This window comes from Lacticaseibacillus suilingensis, from assembly GCF_016861845.1.
In the GTDB taxonomy this organism is placed as follows: domain Bacteria; phylum Bacillota; class Bacilli; order Lactobacillales; family Lactobacillaceae; genus Lacticaseibacillus; species Lacticaseibacillus suilingensis.
Genome location: NZ_BOLV01000011.1, coordinates 1 through 16,080 on the forward strand (window position 1 = coordinate 1; position 16,080 = coordinate 16,080).

At 55.2% G+C, this 16,080-nt stretch carries 14 protein-coding genes, 1 other RNA gene and 1 other annotated feature; of the genes, 12 read left to right on the forward strand and 3 right to left on the reverse strand.

Annotated elements, in window-relative coordinates; genetic code table 11:
* Window positions 1-425: 425 nt before the first annotated feature.
* Window positions 426-1,088 (reverse strand): GNAT family N-acetyltransferase, encoded by a 663-nt coding sequence (locus tag JUF11_RS07645; RefSeq protein WP_204119075.1) that lies wholly within the window; start codon window positions 1,086-1,088, stop codon window positions 426-428.
* A gap of 393 nt (window positions 1,089-1,481) precedes the next feature.
* Window positions 1,482-1,600 (forward strand) — a sequence feature (ribosomal protein L10 leader region).
* A gap of 32 nt (window positions 1,601-1,632) precedes the next feature.
* Here JUF11_RS07645 and rplJ point away from each other — a divergent pair.
* Complete coding sequence (rplJ, locus tag JUF11_RS07650) at window positions 1,633-2,139, forward strand: 50S ribosomal protein L10 (RefSeq protein WP_204119076.1); 507 nt, start codon at window positions 1,633-1,635, stop codon at window positions 2,137-2,139.
* Between the two features lie 60 nt (window positions 2,140-2,199).
* Window positions 2,200-2,568: a 50S ribosomal protein L7/L12 gene (gene rplL, locus JUF11_RS07655; RefSeq protein ID WP_125579857.1), complete on the forward strand. Its 369-nt coding sequence runs from the start codon at window positions 2,200-2,202 to the stop codon at window positions 2,566-2,568.
* A 93-nt stretch (window positions 2,569-2,661) separates the two neighbouring features.
* Here rplL and JUF11_RS07660 read toward each other — a convergent pair whose 3' ends face one another.
* A complete protein-coding gene (locus JUF11_RS07660) occupies window positions 2,662-3,447 on the reverse strand; it encodes a hypothetical protein (protein ID WP_204119077.1) in 786 nt (261 codons plus the stop codon).
* A 131-nt stretch (window positions 3,448-3,578) separates the two neighbouring features.
* Between JUF11_RS07660 and mprF the strand changes: the two genes are divergently transcribed.
* The 8 genes from mprF (at window position 3,579) to ffs (ending at window position 12,207) form a co-directional block, all read left to right on the forward strand.
* The gene (gene mprF / locus JUF11_RS07665) at window positions 3,579-6,200 is read left to right on the forward strand and encodes a bifunctional lysylphosphatidylglycerol flippase/synthetase MprF (protein ID WP_204119078.1); all 2,622 of its coding nucleotides are present in this window, start codon (window positions 3,579-3,581) and stop codon (window positions 6,198-6,200) included.
* Window positions 6,201-6,203: 3 nt separating this feature from the next.
* Window positions 6,204-6,809, forward strand: coding sequence for a class I SAM-dependent methyltransferase (locus JUF11_RS07670; protein ID WP_204119079.1), 606 nt, complete (start codon window positions 6,204-6,206; stop codon window positions 6,807-6,809).
* Window positions 6,810-6,833: 24 nt separating this feature from the next.
* Window positions 6,834-7,334 carry a tRNA adenosine(34) deaminase TadA gene (tadA, locus tag JUF11_RS07675; RefSeq protein WP_204119080.1) on the forward strand — a complete coding sequence of 167 codons (501 nt, stop codon included), beginning with the start codon at window positions 6,834-6,836 and terminating at the stop codon, window positions 7,332-7,334.
* Entirely contained in the window at window positions 7,331-7,981 is a 651-nt protein-coding gene (locus JUF11_RS07680) for a response regulator transcription factor (protein WP_204119081.1), read from the forward strand. Before tadA ends, JUF11_RS07680 begins: the two co-directional genes overlap by 4 nt.
* Window positions 7,968-8,960 (forward strand): sensor histidine kinase, encoded by a 993-nt coding sequence (locus JUF11_RS07685; protein WP_204119082.1) that lies wholly within the window; start codon window positions 7,968-7,970, stop codon window positions 8,958-8,960. The genes JUF11_RS07680 and JUF11_RS07685 overlap by 14 nt, the downstream gene beginning before the upstream one ends.
* 51 nt (window positions 8,961-9,011) lie before the next feature.
* The gene (locus tag JUF11_RS07690) at window positions 9,012-9,677 is read left to right on the forward strand and encodes an ABC transporter ATP-binding protein (RefSeq protein WP_204119083.1); all 666 of its coding nucleotides are present in this window, start codon (window positions 9,012-9,014) and stop codon (window positions 9,675-9,677) included.
* 4 nt (window positions 9,678-9,681) lie between these two features.
* Window positions 9,682-12,057, forward strand: coding sequence for an FtsX-like permease family protein (locus tag JUF11_RS07695; RefSeq protein ID WP_204119084.1), 2,376 nt, complete (start codon window positions 9,682-9,684; stop codon window positions 12,055-12,057).
* A 63-nt stretch (window positions 12,058-12,120) separates the two neighbouring features.
* An RNA gene (gene ffs / locus JUF11_RS07700) (signal recognition particle sRNA small type) lies at window positions 12,121-12,207 on the forward strand.
* Window positions 12,208-12,251: 44 nt separating this feature from the next.
* Here the strand turns inward: ffs and JUF11_RS07705 are convergent.
* Entirely contained in the window at window positions 12,252-13,907 is a 1,656-nt protein-coding gene (locus JUF11_RS07705) for an ABC transporter ATP-binding protein (RefSeq protein ID WP_204119085.1), read from the reverse strand.
* 158 nt (window positions 13,908-14,065) lie between these two features.
* Here JUF11_RS07705 and dnaX point away from each other — a divergent pair, with 158 nt between their 5' ends.
* Together dnaX and JUF11_RS07715 are read left to right on the forward strand one after the other, a co-directional pair.
* Entirely contained in the window at window positions 14,066-15,748 is a 1,683-nt protein-coding gene (gene dnaX / locus JUF11_RS07710) for a DNA polymerase III subunit gamma/tau (RefSeq protein WP_204119086.1), read from the forward strand.
* 18 nt (window positions 15,749-15,766) lie between these two features.
* Window positions 15,767-16,072, forward strand: coding sequence for a YbaB/EbfC family nucleoid-associated protein (locus JUF11_RS07715; protein ID WP_204119159.1), 306 nt, complete (start codon window positions 15,767-15,769; stop codon window positions 16,070-16,072).
* The last annotated feature ends 8 nt before the right edge of the window (window positions 16,073-16,080 follow it).

The following is a 16,080-nucleotide window of genomic DNA, read 5'->3' on the forward strand; positions in this document are numbered from 1 at the left end:
CACGCAAGGTCTTAGGCTGGAAGACACCATCGGAAGTCTTCATGGGCAAAAAGTTGCACTTGAGTTGACAATTCGTCGGGCAAGGCCGCGGGTGGCGGCGGTGGGCTCCGCTTGGCCGGGGGTGCTGGCGGTGCGGCCGGTCCGAGCCGAAAACCGGTCTCGGATCTAAAGTTGGAGCCAGCCTCGCTGCGCTCGTTGCTGTCTCCAACTTTGCCGCGATTAGCTCTGGGAAGCCTAGCGCAAAAAACGCGCCGGTCTTCCGGTCGCTAATCGTTTCACTGCCAGACCCCCGCCAAGCTCCGCCCACCGCCGTCACCCGCTCGATAACAGTAACGATTGCCGATAATCATCGTGCCTGTTCGCAATGGAGGAGAGGCCCTGCAGACAAAGCGGCCCCGAATCGTCAACGATGATTCGGAGCCGCTTTAATTATGACTCAGCGCGAGAAAATAGGTGCGTTCTTGATACACTTCCTCAACGTCGAAATCGGCCATCGCGGCTTCAGTAAAGAAGGTAAACCACTGTGGGTATGTCGGTAGGACTGAGAGTCGACCTTGGGCCCCACTCAACACTAAAGTTTGAGTAGCTGGATCCAGTTGCCATTTCACTCGAGGAAACTGATAGCTTTTTGGCGTCGCCAGCGCCCGCCAGTTATGGGCGATTTCTTGACCCCCGAGTTTTTGATATAAGCTGTTGGCAGCTGGGTCGCTGCGCGTAAAGATTTCTACGAAGTCGGCGCCATTTTGCCGCAGTGCGGCTAAACACACGGTTATCAGTGCTTGGCCAATGCCTTGGCCTTGGCGAGCGGGGTCGACAGCAAAGAGTTCAATGTAACTGCCGCGCCCACGATTTTGAACATAGATATCATGTTGCATCCGATCATCATTGAAGACTCCGGCATCGATAGCACCAACGATTTGCTCATCAATCACCGCGACCAGCTGAATGACAGCTTGGTAACCGTCTTCCTCGCCGTATGTATCGCGAACATCGCTAATTTGATCGCGGAATTGTGACCGCATGTAGGCTAAGGCAACGACATTCAACCAGTGCTCTTGGTCTTCAGGCTGATAGGGGCGGATTTTCATAGGGTGGATTCCTTTCCGAGTGGGTTGGCCAGTGCTAATAGGCCAGGGCTTGCACATTGGTCTGGGTTTTACAAATGGGTATACTGTTATCTAGCGAGTGAGGGTGGTGCGGCAGAGGGGCGCGGTGGTCCCGCAGCGAAACAGTCATGCCACGAGGAGCCTGCGCTTTTTGCAGGCTGCTCCTGGCATGAGTGGGGGCAAATCCGAAACGCCGTTGAGCGAAGCGATGGCGGTTCGGATTTGAGGCTGGAGACCGTTTTATGGCTCCAGCCGACCCCGCAGCAGGACCACCGCGCCCCGGCGCCGCACCACCCTCACTCGCGGCAGCACACAAAATCCCCACCAGAACGCAATACCGCTTGACGCTGATGCCCCAACATGGTACGCTACCTCTTGTGATTATTCACTCTGCCTAAGACTCAGGTGGCGCAAGCCTTAATATCCTGCCGAGGTGGTATCAGTTCGTTAGATACCTCTATGTCTTGGTAGACATGGAGTTTTTTTATGCGAAAAACCCCAACCAAACTACAGGAGGTGAAAATCAATGAGTGAAACAATTATCGCTGCCAAAGCCAAGGTCGTTGCCGGCATCTCTGAACAGTTCAAAGCTGCTAAGAGTGCTGTTGTCGTTAACTACCGTGGCCTGACCGTGGCCCAAGTAACCGAATTGCGCAAGGAATTGCGCGACGCTGGTGTCAAGATGGAAGTCATCAAGAACACCTACCTGCGTCGGGCAGCCGATGCTAACGGCTACGAAGACCTCGATGCCGTTTTCACTGGCCCAACTGCTATCGCCTTTTCCAATGACGATGTTGTTGCTCCAGCTCGCATCATGGCCAAGTATGCCAAGCAGTTCGATGCCCTCGAAGTAAAAGGCGGGATCATCGAAGGCAAGGTTGCTAGTCTTGATGAAATCAACCAGTTGGCTTCGTTGCCAGACCGCGATGGGATGTTGTCCATGCTGTTGTCTGTTCTGCAGGCGCCAGTGCGCAACGTCGCATACGCTGTCAAAGCCGTTGCCGACAGCAAAGAAGAGGAACCAGCTGCTTAATGCCGCTTGACCTCGTTGCTTAATGCCACCAAACATCATATAAAAATGGAGGAAACAAACATGGCTTTAGACACACAAGCAATTGTCGACCAGCTTAAAGATGCATCTATCCTTGAACTGAACGACCTCGTAAAAGCAATTGAAGAAGAATTCGGCGTTAGCGCTGCTGCTCCTGTAGCAGCCGCTGCTGCCGGTGCCGACGCTGGCGCTGCCGCTAAGGACAGCTACACCGTTGAACTGACCGAAGTAGGTCAGGAAAAGGTTAAGGTTATCAAAGAAGTCCGTGCCATCACTGGCTTGGGCCTTAAGGATGCCAAGGGTCTGGTTGATGCTGCTCCTTCCGCAATCAAGGAAGACATCGCCGAAGACGAAGCTAACAAGCTCAAGGAACAACTTGAAGCCGTTGGCGCAACTGTTACCCTCAAGTAATCAGGCGTCTACCCTAAAATCGTCAGCGATCAGCTGGCGATTTTTTGATTCCCACGGTAAAGAAAAAACCGAGCACTAGGCTCGGTTAAGGGGTTACTTCGTGGTGGCTTGGTACAGCAGTGGTTCGCTCATGCCAGGGCCTTGGTAGGCCAGCTGTAGGTGCATGCCGGCACCAACAACGACACCGGCATTGCCGAACACGGCCCAGAAGGTGGTGCTGGCATAACCGCCAGGCTCGATTTTGGTGGTGCCCACTTGATTGGCCGGCACCGTGGCTGGCGCGAGGAACGGGCCGGTGATGGTGAACTGACCAGGCGTGGGTAAAAAGGCGGCGGTTTGGCTGTAGTTGGCATATTCCACGGTAATCTGCACGCTTAGGTTCTTGCGGAGCGTCCCTTTGGTGACCAGCGCTTGGCCAGTGCTATCGAGCTGATGCGTGACATTGGTGATGCGCAAGCCGTAAGCGTCATTGGGGCCAAGGCCCATTTCATTCACCGGCAGAATGCGCGTGCTACTGCCGGCGCTGTCAACCACGGTCAGCGTTTTCGTGGTGGTTTTACCATGTGCTTTGGCTTCCAGGGTCAGGATGCCTTGTTTCAACCCGCCGTTAATGGTTTGCTGCTTACCGGTGCCAGTGCCGCTGACCAGCACCTTATCGGCCGCGTCGCGATCCCGCAGCGTGAATTTGGCATTATCGCTGATGGTGAATTGCAACTTGGTTTTGCCGTTTTGCGATTTGAACAGGGTCGTTTTCAGGTTAATGGTTGGGGCGGGGTAGGTCTTGCTTGACTGGCTCTCTTGGCCGTTTTTGGCAGGGCTGCTGCAAGCGGCTAACAGCGCCAAGGCCAGCACGGCAAGCCCGGTTTTGAAGAATTTCATTGTACTGCCTCCATCTCTGCTTTGATTGTACGAATTCCGCCGGCCAATTACAAACTGGTGCCGCCGTATAACACTATTGTTAGCTGGCACAAGGCTAACCTCCGTTATAATAAACAGGAACGGAGGGCGTTATGAAGAAGTTTGGACAATCAATGGTTGATGGGATTCGCAAGCACCTGACCTTGCTGAAGGTGCTCTTTGTGTTGTCAGTGTTGGTGTTTGTAATCATCGAACTGGGCCGGATCGGCCGCGAGCTGAGTGGGGCGCAAATGCGGGCTAGCTTGGCGTCACAAAGTCCGCAGTCGCTGCTGGCCATGGCGGCACTGGGGTTGGTGGCGGTGGTGCCAATGCTGAATTACGACTTCACCATCACCAAAATGCTACCAGGTGACTTTAAGCCGCTTTACGTGGTGCGGTCAGGCTGGGTGGTGAATTCCTTCACCAACATCGCCGGTTTTGGTGGCTTTTTAGGCGCCAGTTTGCGGGCGAATTATTATCATGACAAGGCGACGAACAAACAAATTTTGGTGGCCATTTCCAAAATCGCTTTGTTCCTGCTGGCCGGGCTGTCGCTGTGGTCCATTTTGGCGCTGCTGCTGATTTTTGGGCTGGGCATCGGCCGAATGTTCTCGGATTACTGGATTTGGTTGATTGGCGGCGCCGCGTATTTTCCGGTGCTGATGGTGGTGACGCATCTGTCCAATCAACGCTTCTTTGCTGACATGCCCATTCGCCGCCAGCTCAGCTTGACCCTCAGCTCTTTTCTGGAGTGGGGTGGCTGCGCCTTATTCTTCCTAGCCATCGGCGGGTTCATGCAGGTGCCGATCAACTTGGCCCATGTGCTGCCGCTTTTCATGGTGGCCAATGTGCTCGGCGTGATTTCTATGGTGCCAGGGGGCTTAGGTTCTTTTGATGTGTTCATGCTGCTGGGGTTGACCCAGCTCGGGGTGAATAATAACCTGGCGGCGGTGTGGTTGCTGTTTTACCGGTTGTTCTACTATGTCATTCCCTTTCTGATTGGGATCGGCTTTTTTCTGCAGGATGCCGGGCGCCGGCTGAATGCCGAACTCGAAGGCCTGCCGCTCCAGGTGGTGCGCAAGGTCGCGCATATCGTGCTGGTGGTCTTCCTGTATTTCTCAGCGATTATGTTGTTGCTGCGCGGGATTATTCCAGTGTCGGCGATGAAGAACCATGTGTTTGTGCGGCTGTACCCATACACCTTCCTGTTTTTGAGCCGGGTCACCAACATCATGATGGCCTTCATTATTTTCGGCTTTGCCCGTGGCATTGCCAATCGAGTCAAAAAGGCTTACGCGCCGACGGTTATCGTGCTGTTGCTGGCACTGGCTGGCTCCTTGATGCGTGAGTACAGCTTGCGCTTCATCCTCTTCTTGGCGGTCATTCTCGTGGCGGCGGTGTTCGCGCGTAAGGAACTGACCCGCGACCGCATGGATTTTCCTTGGGGCAATCGGCTGGTGGATGCCGGCATTTTCGGGATGACGGCGTTGTTTTATGCGCTGGCGTTGTTCTACAATGTGCCGAATATTCACCACCGTCGGCCAGTGCCGCAGGTCTTCCTCTTTCCGTCAGAGCGGATGTGGTTCTCCACTTTTGTCGGGGTGTTGGTGGCGGCGCTGACGCTGGGGGTGATTTATCACTATCTGTCCAACCCGAAGCCCAATCTAGGCGTTGACCTTGATGTGGCGCGCGTCAAGGCAGTGCTGGCGCAATACGGCGGTAATGAAATTTCACATTTGGCCTTCACCGGTGATAAAAAGTTACGCTTTTATCAGGTAGATGGCGAGGACCGGGTGTTTTTCCTGTACCGTAAGAAAACCGATAAAATCGTCATTCTCGGGGAGCCGATCGGTGATCCGGACCAAATTGGCCCCGCCATTGCCGATTTCATGGCTGCCGCGGATAGCAATGACTTGACGCTGGTCTTCTACGAAATTTCCGAGCAGCTGACGATGCTGCTCCATGAGTATGGGTTCGACTTCATGAAGTTCGGGGAAGAAGGCGATGTGGATGTGACCAACTTCTCCTTAGCGGGCACTAAACGCAAAGGCGAGCGCGCTTTGATGCACAAATTTGAGCGTAAAGGGTACACTTACCAGTGGCTCAAGCCGCCCTTTAGTGCCGAGACCCTCGCGGCACTCAAGCAGGTGTCAGATAGTTGGCTGGAAGGACGACCGGAAAAAGGCTTTTCGCTCGGCTTTTTCGATGCCGATTATCTGAACACGGCGCCGGTTGCGGTGATCAAAGATCAAGCTGGCCAAATCGTTTCCTTCGCTTCAGCAATGCCGATGCACGATGGTCAAACGACCAGTATCGACTTGATGCGCTCCAGTGAAGCCGCCCCAAGCGGCATCATGGATGGCATCTTTATCAATTTGTTCCAGCAGGCCCAAGCAGACGGCTATCAGTACTTCAACATGGGGATGGCGCCACTGGCCAATGTCGGCACTTCCTCGTATTCCTTTTTTGAAGAGAAGCTGGCGCATTTGGTTTACCAATATGGGTATCGCTTTTATGGCTTCCAGGGGTTACGCTCATATAAGAACAAATATGTCACCAAGTGGGTGCCCAAGTATGTCGCTTATCGTAAGCGCAATTCGCTGTTGTTCACCTTGCTGCAAATTCTGCTGCTGGTGAACCAGCGGGTGGATCAGCGCAAGGAAGGCGGCTACTTGACGCGCCGCTTGGCTAAAATCAGTCGGATCAGTGACTTGGTCCAACGAAGTGAGAGGTAAAACATGTCCCATTATTATGAAAATGATCCTGAGCTCGCTCATGATGAACACGAATTCAGTTTCACCTTGGCAGGGCACCCATTGCGGTTCACCGCGGACAACGGCGTGTTTTCCAAGCACACGGTAGATTTTGGCAGTCGCGTTCTGATTGAGACCGTGGTTGAGCAAACCCTGCCAGCTGGGCCGATTCTGGATGTTGGCTGTGGTTACGGCCCAATTGGTTTGGCCTTGGCCAAGCAGTATCCAGAGCGGCAAGTGGTGATGAGCGATGTGAACGAACGTGCCTTGGGCCTCGCCAAGCGCAATGCCGAAGCGAACCAAATCGCCAATGTCACTATTGTTGAATCGTCGGTATACGATGCGATTGACGGCCAATTTGGTGTCATTGTTACGAACCCACCGATTCGCGCCGGCAAAGCCATTGTTTCCGCCATTCTGGAAGGCGCACTGGCGCACTTGCAACCAGGCGGCCAGCTCTACGCCGTGCTGCAGAAAAAGCAAGGTGCCTCGTCGGCTTTGAAGCTGATGCAAGCCACTTTTGGCCAAGCCGAAAAGGTCAAGATGGCCCATGGGTACTATATTTTGCGAGCCACGAAACCAACGGCCTAGCATTCTTCGAGAAAGGAGCCGCTCATGAACCAATCAGAATCCGAGCATTACATGGACCTCGCGCTAGAAGAAGCCCGCGCCGCCGGCCTGATTGGTGAAGTGCCGATTGGGGCGGTGATTGTGCATGATGGTCAGGTCGTGGGCCGCGGGCATAACCTGCGCGAACACAGCCAAGACAGCACGCTACATGCCGAAATCTTGGCCATTCAGGAGGCCTGCATGACTTTGGGCAGCTGGCGGCTGGAAGATTGCGATTTGTATGTCACACTGGAGCCATGCCCGATGTGTGCCGGCGCCATGATCAACAGTCGCATTCGCCGCTGTTACTACGGCGCGCCGGACCCCAAAGCGGGTGCCGCCGGAACGCTCGTGGATTTGCTCTCAGATCAGCGGTTCAACCACCAAGTTGAAGTCGTTGCTGGCCTGAAACAGGCTGAAGCAGCGGGGTTGCTGCAGAATTTTTTCCGCGGCATTCGCGCGAAACGCAAGGCGGCGAAAAAGGCCCGGCAGGAGGGTTCGGCATGAAAATTTTGATTGTGGAAGACGAGCCAGGACTCCGCGCTAGCATGGCGGCCTTTTTTGGCAGTCAGCATCAGGTGCTGGAAGCGGGAGATTTGGCCGCCGCAACAACAGCCTTGACCCAAAGCCCAGAACTCATGATCCTCGATTTGACCTTGCCGGATGGGGATGGCCTACCTTGGCTTCAGTTGTGGCGCCCTAGCCTCAGCGCGAAAGTCGTGGTGCTGACGGCGAATGATCAAGAATCCACCGAGCTGCAAGGCCTTAAACTCGCTGACGAGTATTTGGTTAAGCCGGTGAGTCTGCGGGTGTTAGCCGCCCGGGTCGCTAAGCTTTGGCCAGCAGCAGATCTACAGATTGGGGCGCTCTCTGTGGACTTTGCCGCGCACCGCGTCACCCGCAGTGGCCAACCAATCACCCTAACGGCGGCGGAATGGCGTTTGTTCAGTTACCTGGTGCAAAATCGCGGTCAAATTCTCAGTCGGGAGCAGATTATCGCCAGTTTGTGGGATACCCGCGATGCCTTTGTCGCTGATAATACCTTAACGGTGACCATGAAGCGGCTGCGCGATAAGCTCGAACCCGACCCGGCGAAACCGCAATTGCTTCGTACCATCAGAGGAATGGGGTATTTTCTCGATGCTCAAGCCTGAAGTTAAACCTATCGCCTTGCTGGCGGCGGGTTTGATGATGATTACAGCGCTAGTGTGTTTGCTGGCCTGGTGGCTAAGTCCGCAAGCGGGACTTGGCCTTTTTGCGTTGCTTGGGCTGGCGTGGGTTTTGATTGGCGGGCTGAGCTGGTGGTGGCTGCGGCAAATCCGCCGCCAGCTGGCGAGCATTCAGGCGCAGCTTCATGCGGCCCGCACCGGGGTCAGCACTTATGATATTGCGGCCAATGATGAAGGCGCGTTTTCGAGCCTCAACAACGAGCTTTACCACTATGTGCGACAAACAGCCGCCATGCGCAGTGACCTGCAGCGCGACCGCAATCAGTTAACGGTGGCCATCACTGACATCGCCCATCAGCTGCGCACACCGATTGCGGTTCAAACCAACCTCACCGAACTGCTCACTGCAGCCAATTTGGCTGAGACAAAAACCGAGTTGCGCCAGCAGAATCTGCGCTTAGCGGCGCTGGTTAACCAGCTCATTACCTTGGCTAAAGTGGACACCCATACGCTGAGTCAAAGCCGCACCACCATCAGTGTGGACACCTTGATGCGGCAAAGCCTCGCGCCGCTGTTGACCTTGGTGGCCGACCAGGAACTGGAGCTGGCTTGGCACGTGGATCCGACATTAACCGTCCAGGTGAATGAGAAGCTGATGCAAGAAGCACTGATTAATCTTTTGAAAAACACGATTGAACACGCGCCGAAAGCGAGCACTGTGACCGTGCAGGCCCAGGCCACGCCGCTTTCGACCATCATCACCTTGCAAAACGCCGGCCCGCAGATTCCAGCAGCGGATTTGCCTCATCTCTTTGAACGTTTTTACCGCGGCAGTCAAAGCGCACCGAATAACTTAGGTATCGGGCTGGCCATTGCCCAAGGCATCATTGAGGCTGGCGCCGGGCGGCTGACGATCAGCAATCTAACGGTCGGCGTGGCAATGCGGGTGGAATTATTTCACTAGTCACCTTGCTGTCACTTACCGCGGGTAACTTAAGCAGTGGAGGTGAGGCACATGCCAATTTTAACCGCGACTGATTTAGTCAAAACGTATCCAGAAGAAGAACGACCGGCGCTTGATCATGTGAACTTAACTATTGAGCCTGGTGAATTTGTGACCATTGTCGGGCCTTCAGGGTCAGGCAAGTCGACTTTGCTGCATTTGCTAGGTGGGGTGGATCGGCCGACCAGTGGCCAGGTGCAACTCTATGACACCGATTTGTATCAGCTGAATGAAACTCAGCTCGCCATTTTTCGCCGGCGCCAGGTGGGGTTGATCTATCAGTTCTTTAATTTGATTCCCAGCCTAACCGTGGCTGAGAACATCACGCTGCCGTCTGAATTGGACGGCAAACCAGTGAGTGAAGGCCAGCTGGCTTTGATGCTGGACCAGCTTGGCTTGACCGCAAAGCGCAATGCACTACCAGCCCAGCTCTCGGGTGGGCAGCAGCAGCGGGTGGCGATTGGCCGCGCGCTGATCAATGAGCCAGCAATCGTGTTAGCCGACGAGCCAACGGGCAATTTGGATCAACACAATTCCCAAGAAATCATGCGGTTGCTACATTACGCCAACGTCAAGCAAGGCCAAACAGTGATTGTGATTACCCATGATCCGCAGGTCGCGGCGCAAGCGCAGCGGGTGATGACGATGACTGATGGCCACTTGACCGAGGGGCGGTGAGGACATGAGCATTCTCACCAAATTAGGCTGGCGCCAGCTGCGGGTGGAGCGCGGCCGCACCCTGCTCACCATTGCGGCGATGACCTTGGCGGCCACGTTAGCCGTGGCGACGTTGGTTGGACTGCGGAGCCTGCAAGACAGCATGTATCAGTACCAGTTAAGTAGTACTGGCGGCATGGCAGTGGCGTTTCCGGCGACCGCTGCGCAAACCGTGGCCAAATTAAGCGCGTCACCGCTTTTAACTAAAACCCAGCAGTATGCCGATGAAGGCACGATTAAGGTCGATCATACCAAAACCAATGACATTACCGGCGCCATTCATCTCACGGCGGTAACGCCAGCGACGAAGCCGGCGCTGAAGAGCATGCTGGCCAGTGGACGTCTGCCGCAAGCCGCTGATGAAGTGCTGTTGGCCGATGTCTTGGTGACTGCCCAACGCAAGCTGGGGAGCACGATCCAGGTCAAATCCGCTGGCCACACCCATCAGTACCGCGTAGTTGGCACCACCAATGTGTATGCAAGCAGTTTCATTCCCACTGGCGGGGTGCTGCGCATCACGCCGCACCTGCCCGGTCGCCGCATCACGTTGCTGGCGGCGCTGAAAAATCCGGCGACGGGCAAAGCTGACATGGTGAGTCTGACGAAGGCCCATGATTTGCCTGTGAGTCAGCTGCGCTTGGCCAATCAGGCGTTGAAGGTGATGTGGGGCGCCGGTGATACCAAGGCGCGCACCACCCAGATCATCATTGTGCTGGTGATGCTGGCCGTGATTGGGGCCGTGGCCTTGATTATGATTTATACCAGCATCAATTTAGCCGTGCAGGCGCGGCGCCAGCGCTATGGTTTGTTGCGGACGATTGGCACGACGCCGCAGCAAATTCGGCTGCTGGTGGTGCAAGAATCACTTTTGCTGGTGTTACCGGCTTTGCTGTTAGGTGGCGTGATTGGTATCGGTGGCCTGGCACTGGCGCTACAGTGGATGAATCGTGTGCTAGCAGGCAACGAGTTACCAGTTATTTTGTATCTGCATGTGGATTGGTTGCCGCTAGTGGGCGCGGCACTGTTTATGGTACTCGTGACGCTACTGGCTGCCGCGCGGCCAGCCCGGCGCGCCAGTCGGGTGACGCCAATCGAGGCCATTCGCGCCTTGAATCCCTCGCCGCGGCTGACCGCGCGGAAACTGCGGCCGACCTGGCTCATTCGCCATCTCCACCAACCAATGTTGAAACTCGGGGCGATTTTTGACCGCCGCGACACTCGGCGTGGTACGATGCTGGTACTGCTGACGGTTACGGTGGCGTTGTTCATCGGGTTGACTAGCTTTGTCGGCAATTTTTGGCGCGTGTTTGAATCACCGGCCAGTGCGGATGTGATTGCCACGCTGCTAGGGCAAGGCGACCAAACCAAGCAGCTGAAACGAACCCTAGCGAAAGTCACTGGTATCAAGCGCCAGTTGATTGTACGCACCACTTCGGTGATGATTAAAAGCGGCAAGGAAACCGGCAATGACCTGACGCTGTATGTCGTACCAGAAGCACAGCTGGCACGCGATTTTGGCGGCCAGCCAACGTTGCTCAACACCAAAGTCTTCTACGAAACGGCGAAGGGACGTCAGTATTATGCCTGGCAAATCAATCCGAAAACCAACCGTAGACTGCATTTGGTGAACGGTTTTGAGGCCAAGAAAGCCGGCCAGTGGATCGCCCCTCAGTATATGGCGTTAAGCAAGGCGCCAGGCTTTAAGGGGATGCTCTATCCTGACGGCCTGGCGGGCCTCGTGATTTCGCTCACCCAATTCCACCAGTGGGCCGGTAAACTCGGTATGAAAGACGCCGACCTGACGTCAGAAGTGGCGGTGAAGTTAAGCCCAAAATCGCAGCATACGGCAGTGATTAAGGCTTTGCGCAGTCAATTTGGTCGGGCCCAAATCGCTGACGTCGTGGCCGATAATCAACAGTCAGAAGCGATTATTACGGTGGTGCGACTAACGGCCTGGGCGTTTATCGCTTTGCTGTCCCTAGTCTGCCTAGCGACTGTGATTAATCACACCTTTGCCAATTTAACCGCCAGTCGGCGCAGCTTGGCGATGTTGCAGTCGATTGGCACCACGCCGAAGCAGGTGTTGACGATGCAGCAAGGGCAGTACAGTTTGCTGCTCGTGCAAGGCTGGCTGCTGGGCAGTCTTTTAGGCATTGGCCTTAGTGCGCTGCTGTTTCGGGTGATGGCCGGGGCATATTCGAACGCTCATTTCGTTTGGCCCGGCGTGCAAATTCTCGTGGCCTTAGCCGCCTTAATGATTGTTTGGCTAGGGTTTGGTTTCGCCACCTGGCGCATGCTCAACCATCAAAATATTGATGAGCTGGTGCGAAGTAGCGATTAATGGTTCTACTGATGCAGACTAGTCAAGGCTTAGGGTTTCGTGTATACTAGATTTTGCCGAAAGGCCTTGAGGCAATGGCAGCCTTTCGAATTGTGTCAGGTCCGGAAGGAAGCAGCACTAAGAATCGTTTGTCATGTGCCTTAAGTTTTTGAGCAAATAAACAGGACGTCTCCTTGTCGAGGCGTCCTTTTCTATTACTTCAAACCAAGTGTTGTCAAGGCTTGGGCCACCGCTGGGTCCGTCACTGGTCCTTGGGCAATCAGCCGGCCGGCCTGCATGACGAAAATCGTATCCGCCTTGGCGAAGGTCTTAGCCCGATATTGGTGGGTAATCATAATCAGCCCCTCTGGCATGTCAAAAATATCATCCTGTAGTTGGGCGGCGATTTGCGGATCGAGGCCAGTGGTTAATTCGTCTAATACGAAGAACCGATAATCTCGCAGCAAAAGCCGGGCAATCGCCAGGCGCTGTTTTTCCCCACCAGACAGAAGCGGGCTGGTGCGGTCGACCAGGGTGGCCAAACTGTGTTGCGTCAACCAATCGGCGAGGCCAGCTTGTGTTAAGGCAGCGGTAATCTGGTCATCGCTGTAGTTCGGTGCGAATAAGGTCACGTTATCGCGGACACTGCCAGCGAAAATATCAGCCTGCTGCTCCAGCTCACCAATCGCGCTGAAGACGGATTCCGGGGCCAGGCTAGCCGCTGGTTGGCCGCTTAAAGTGGCGGTGCCAGCGGTTGGCGTTAGTTCACCGAGAAGCAGGCGCATCAAGGTGGTTTTGCCGCTGCCGCTGGCACCAACCAACAGGTATTTCTTGGCCGGGTCGAGCCGCAGCGAAATGTTTTGCAACACACTTTGATAAGCTAGGTGATCCGCCTCAATCAGTGGCGTGGTTAAAGATAAGACTGGCGCTTCAGCAGCTGGCAGCGGGCGGTCAGCCACTGCCGCCAATTCAGTCGCCACTTTACGCGCCCCATAAAACTCGGCTAGCATCGCGGTGAGCGAGGCCAGGGGCCAGTTGAAGAAGCTGGCCAACTGCGAAAAGGCCACCAGCTGGCCCAAGGTGATTTGACCGCGTCGGACGAAATACGCGCCGAGGAGCCAGGTGCCGAGATACATCACGTCACCCAGAAAATCGGAAATACCACTGGTAATTTTTTGCACCTGCTGATCGCGCAGACTAGCAGTTTTCACCCCGGCGGCGGTGGCTTGATGCTGGCGGAAAAACGGCGGCTGCGCCAGGGCATGGGCAATGGTCGTGAAGCCACTCAAGGAATCGGTCACCCGGCTGGTGTAGCGCTCAATGGTGGTGACCACTTCCGCTTTGGCGTGTTCCAAAGGTTTTTTGACCAAAAACGGAAAGACCAAAGCCGGGATGGTTAAGGCGACGACGCCCAAGGTGATGACCGGATCGATGAGCAGTGTACCAGCGGCGGCCAGAAACAACAGTAGTACCAGATAAATGGCGCGTAAAATGACGTGAAAATAGCTGGTGGTGACGATATCAACTTGTTTGGTGAGCTGGGTCACGTATTCGCCGACGGGCTTGCGACCGAAATGCTGCGGCTGCTGAGCGAGCGTGCGCTGAAACAGGTCATTGCGCAGTTCTTCGGCTAATTGTAGCGGCAAGGCTTCATTCCAGTATTCACTAGCGGAATCGGTCACAGCTTGGAGCACGAGGTAACCAATCACCAGTGGAATCGCGATGGTAAAGGCTAGGGAGATCCGGCCCGTGGCAATGTCGGTGATCATTTGCAGCACATAAGAATAAGTGACCAGCACCGCTGCGGCCGCTAGACTTAACAGGCCGGTCACCAGCAAGCGCCAAGGATGGCGCCATAAGTATCGTTGCATGAAAGGAGTCCTCCTAGTATGGGCAAAGATTAGCATGCTTTAACCAACGATACAATTACCATTTTACCCAGCGTGACTTTTCCTGACGGCGACGATAAATGCGGCGCCGGAGCCTGGTCGCGTATGGTAAACTAGAACAGATAGAAAGGATGAGGACAGTGGCTTATCAAGCGTTGTATCGGGTGTGGCGGCCCCAAACCTTCGCCGATGTGATTGGGCAAACGGCCATCACCACGACTTTAAAAAATGCGCTGATCACCGGCCAAACCAGCCACGCTTATCTCTTCTGCGGGCCCCGCGGCACCGGGAAAACCAGTGTGGCGAAGATTTTGGCCAAGGCGCTGAACTGCCGCCATCTGGAAGATGGTGAGCCGGATAATACCTGCGACTTATGTGTGGCCATCAATAACGGCAGCTTAACCGATGTGATCGAAATCGATGCAGCTTCAAACAACGGCGTCGACGAAATCCGGGACATTCGCGACAAGGCCAAGTACGCGCCGACCTCCGCAAAAGTCAAAGTTTACATCATCGATGAAGTCCACATGCTGTCGACCGGGGCGTTCAATGCCTTGCTGAAGACGTTGGAGGAACCACCGGCGCATGTGGTGTTCATTTTGGCCACCACTGAACCGCAAAAAATTCCCGCCACCATTATTTCGAGGACCCAGCGGTTTGATTTTCGCCGCATTACGCCGCAAGACATTGTCGACCGGATGAAGCATATCCTGGACGAAAAAGGCATCACCTATGATGACCAAGCCTTGCTGGTGATTGCCAAGGCGGCAGAAGGCGGCATGCGCGATGCGCTTTCCATCCTGGATCAGGTCCTCGCTTTTGGGCAAGATCACGTCACCGTGGAAAATGCTTTGGATGTCACCGGCGGCGCCGCGGTGACCCAGCTGGGAGAATACCTTCAGCATTTGGCAGATCATGATACTGCGGCGGCGCTGACCACCATCGAGCAATTGCTGGCGAGCGGCAAAGACGCTGGCCGGCTGATTGACGATTTGATTGGGTACCTGCGCGATTTGCTGGTGTACCAGCAGGCCCCGACCTTGGTCAACGACACCGCTAGCGCCTTGCAAGACACGCACTTCAAAGCCCTCGCCGATAGCTTTGCCCCAGGCCAGTTGTACCACATGATTGCGGTGCTCAACCAAACCCAGGGGCAGCTCCGGCTGACCAATAGTCCCACCTTGTACCTGGAAGTAGCAACCGTGCAACTGGGCCAACCCGCGCCGACTCAGGCCGCAGCACCAGTGGCCGAGGCTGAGGCCGCACCAGCGTATTCCGCTGCGGTGACCAAGCTGGAAGGCGAGGTATCGCGGTTAACTCAGCTGGTGCAGAACCTGCAAGCCGGCGGGCAGACCCCGGCGGCCAAGCCGAAGCCGAAAGCCAAGCCGGTGAAAGTCAACAAGGCACAGATTTATCCCGTCCTGGGCGCCGCCACCAAGCACGACCTGGAAGCCGTGCGCGACATTTGGCCCGATCTTTTGTCCATGCTCTCGGTGCCAGATCAAGCCATGATGAAGGTGTCTAAGCCCGTGGCGGCCAGTCCTGAAGGCGTGATTGTCAGTTTTGCCTATGACATTTTTGTCGAACGCGCCAGCAATGACGCTAACCTGCTGGCCGCGCTGAAGGATGACCTGGCGAAGCTGATGGGTAGCCCAAAGCAGATTGTGCTCGTGCAGCAAGACGAATGGCCGCGCGTGCGCAAAGCCTACCTGGCAGAAAATGGCGCGCCGCATGCGGCGCCGCAGCCGGCAGCAGTGCCCCCGGTGGTGAAAACCATGACCGACTTGTTCGGCCAAGACAACATTACGATTAAAAACGACTAGGAAAGAGTGATTGATATGATGCGTGGCGGCAATATGGCTGGCATGATGAAACAAATGCAAAAGCTGCAAAAAGAAATGACTCAGGCGCAAGACGAACTGAATGCCACTGAATTCACCGCGACTTCCGCTAGTGACATGGTGACGGTGGTCTTCAGCGGCGACAAAACGCTGAAGGATATCCAGATCAAACCTGAGGCCATCGACCCTGACGATCCTGACATGCTCCAAGACTTGGTGCTGGAAGCCGTTAATGCTGGTTTGAAGCAAGTCGATGACGCCACCAAAGCCAAGATGGGCAAGTACACCCGCGGCCTGCCAGGCTAGGAGGGCAG

Bases quoted from the DNA above. Each gene is read 5' to 3' on its own strand.
- JUF11_RS07645 (WP_204119075.1), bottom strand. From the start codon at position 1,088: ATGAAAATCCGCCCCTATCAGCCTGAAGACCAAGAGCACTGGTTGAAT.
- rplJ (WP_204119076.1), top strand. From the start codon at position 1,633: ATGAGTGAAACAATTATCGCTGCCAAAGCCAAGGTCGTTGCCGGCATC.
- rplL (WP_125579857.1), top strand. From the start codon at position 2,200: ATGGCTTTAGACACACAAGCAATTGTCGACCAGCTTAAAGATGCATCT.
- JUF11_RS07660 (WP_204119077.1), bottom strand. From the start codon at position 3,447: ATGAAATTCTTCAAAACCGGGCTTGCCGTGCTGGCCTTGGCGCTGTTA.
- mprF (WP_204119078.1), top strand. From the start codon at position 3,579: ATGAAGAAGTTTGGACAATCAATGGTTGATGGGATTCGCAAGCACCTG.
- JUF11_RS07670 (WP_204119079.1), top strand. From the start codon at position 6,204: ATGTCCCATTATTATGAAAATGATCCTGAGCTCGCTCATGATGAACAC.
- tadA (WP_204119080.1), top strand. From the start codon at position 6,834: ATGAACCAATCAGAATCCGAGCATTACATGGACCTCGCGCTAGAAGAA.
- JUF11_RS07680 (WP_204119081.1), top strand. From the start codon at position 7,331: ATGAAAATTTTGATTGTGGAAGACGAGCCAGGACTCCGCGCTAGCATG.
- JUF11_RS07685 (WP_204119082.1), top strand. From the start codon at position 7,968: ATGCTCAAGCCTGAAGTTAAACCTATCGCCTTGCTGGCGGCGGGTTTG.
- JUF11_RS07690 (WP_204119083.1), top strand. From the start codon at position 9,012: ATGCCAATTTTAACCGCGACTGATTTAGTCAAAACGTATCCAGAAGAA.
- JUF11_RS07695 (WP_204119084.1), top strand. From the start codon at position 9,682: ATGAGCATTCTCACCAAATTAGGCTGGCGCCAGCTGCGGGTGGAGCGC.
- JUF11_RS07705 (WP_204119085.1), bottom strand. From the start codon at position 13,907: ATGCAACGATACTTATGGCGCCATCCTTGGCGCTTGCTGGTGACCGGC.
- JUF11_RS07715 (WP_204119159.1), top strand. From the start codon at position 15,767: ATGCGTGGCGGCAATATGGCTGGCATGATGAAACAAATGCAAAAGCTG.